The sequence below is a fragment of the Schwartzia sp. (in: firmicutes) genome (assembly GCF_978017985.1).
Map to the genome: position 1 here is coordinate 1 of NZ_CDXDFU010000029.1, position 2,008 is coordinate 2,008.

The window sequence follows — 2,008 nt, forward strand, 5'->3', positions numbered from 1 at the left end:
CTTAAACGAAATCCCGCGGTGGTAAAAGAAGCATATCTGCAGCAAAGTAATATTGTGTCAACAGATAATGCTTTTGGAAGCGTTGATGAATTTACCAAATTTCTCAGAGCGAATTTCACAGTCGCAGGGAATGGGCTTACAAGCATTTCATCAAAATATCTTAAGGACTGTCTTATGGACGAAGAAAAACGGCAAAAGCTCTTTGAAAACCTGAAGGCAGCAGATGAAATGCTGAAGAATCATGAAGGGGAAGTCGGCTTTCAGGGAATGAGAGTAATCATTGATGAAAATGGTGAAATGACCACAGAATCCTCTAAAAGCACAATTACCATCAACGAGGGAAAGAGTCAGCGTCAGATTGCTGCAGCCGCTACAAAGGGCGATATGCAGACAGTCCTTGCACATTTAGAGCAGGATCTGCAGGCTGTAGAGGACGGACTAAAACAAAATAAATGTGATGCTGCCGAGGTTGAAAAAGCAAAACGTCTCATTGAACAAGCAAAGCAGAAAATGGCTAATCTTCCAGACCGCGAGCCGACTCCGGAGGAGCAGACGGCTATGTCCATAAGTATGCTGATTTAACCGTATGATATATAGATGTGTGCTTCATACAAAAAACCTGCCGCTATCGTGTAATTTGCGATAACGGCAGGTTTTTTATTTGGTTGCAAGTCGTGACAGACCCATTTTATTTCACAATTTGTTTTTCACTTGTCAAACATGCAGGACGTGTTCCGAACAGCGTATTCAGCAGCCATTTATACAGCACAATGAAGTTCGTATTCCACCCCGCAAGGCGTATTACATGCACAGCAAGCCATGCTGCCCATGCGATTATGCCGTCCATTTTCATGCTGCCCTTTGCCATGACTCCTGCAAAACGGCCTACCATTGCCATTGCCCCGAGGTCGTGGCTGACAAAATCCGTCTGAGGCTGTCCTTTTATCTGTGCGAGAATGTTCTGCGCAGCGCATGCTCCTTCCTGCATCGCGTATGGAGCGATTGTTGCAAGGGGGCGTTCCCCTTCTTTTTCAACCATGTGGGCACAGTCCCCGATAACATACACCCCGGGAAGGCCTGGAACGGAGAGGTCCTTGTTCACTATGATACGTCCGTCTCCTGCCTGCTCAGCTCCGAGCTCTTTGCAGACATCTACGGCCTGTACACCGCTCGCCCAGATGAGAGTGTGCGAGGAGAGCGTTTCGCCGTCCTTGAAGGTTACAGTCTGACCGTCGTAGTTTGAAACGGCAGTATTCAAGCGGACATCAACACCCTTTTTGCGAAGGCTTTCGGCTGCGGATTTACGAAGTGACATGGGCATCATCATGAGAAGGCTGTCCGTCATTTCAATCAGCTTCACATCTGCCTTTTTGAGGTCGAGATGCGGATAATCAGGGGGAAGTGTATCGTGAAGAAGCTCTGCGATTGCTCCGGCTTCCTCGACACCCGTTGGCCCTCCGCCGACAATAATGAATGTCAGCAGAGCCTGACGTTTGCTTTCGTCCGGCTCATGTGCGGCACTTTCAATACAGCGCATGAGATGGTCACGTATTGCGGCGGACTCGCTCAGAGTCTTCATTGGGAGCGAATGCTCTTCGATGTCGCTCATTCCGAAATAGCGCGTTGTTGAGCCGAGGGCGACAATGAGATAATCGTATGAAATATCTCCCGTGTCAGTTGCAACGATTTTTTTCTCAGTATCAAATCCTGTAACGCAGCCAAGGTGAAAATCCACGTTTGGCTGTGAGTGGAAAAACTGCCTTACGGGCAGGGCGATTTCACTTTCTTCGAGAATTCCTGTGGAAAGCTGGTAGAGAAGCGGAGCGAAAAATTGATAATTGTTCTGGTCAACTATGGTCACGTCAACAGGCGCGTCTGCGAAACACTGAGCTGCTTTTACGCCGCCCATGCCCGCGCCGAGAATGACCACCTTAGGGTTAGATGCTTTTGCATTATTCATAAAGGATATGCCTCCTGTCTTGAGTCATATAAGATAGTAATATTATAC

The 2,008-nt window shown here is 47.8% G+C and carries 2 protein-coding genes; one reads left to right on the forward strand and one right to left on the reverse strand.

What is annotated here, in order from left to right; translation table 11 throughout:
• Positions 1–582: hypothetical protein (locus tag ACY69O_RS01365; RefSeq protein WP_462331679.1), on the forward strand; the 582-nt coding region annotated here is incomplete at its 5' end.
• Positions 583–688: 106 nt separating this feature from the next.
• On the opposite strand, the gene ACY69O_RS01370 is transcribed toward ACY69O_RS01365, so the two are convergent.
• Positions 689–1,960 carry an NAD(P)/FAD-dependent oxidoreductase gene (locus ACY69O_RS01370; RefSeq protein ID WP_462331680.1) on the reverse strand — a complete coding sequence of 424 codons (1,272 nt, stop codon included), beginning with the start codon at positions 1,958–1,960 and terminating at the stop codon, positions 689–691.
• Positions 1,961–2,008 lie beyond the last annotated feature (48 nt).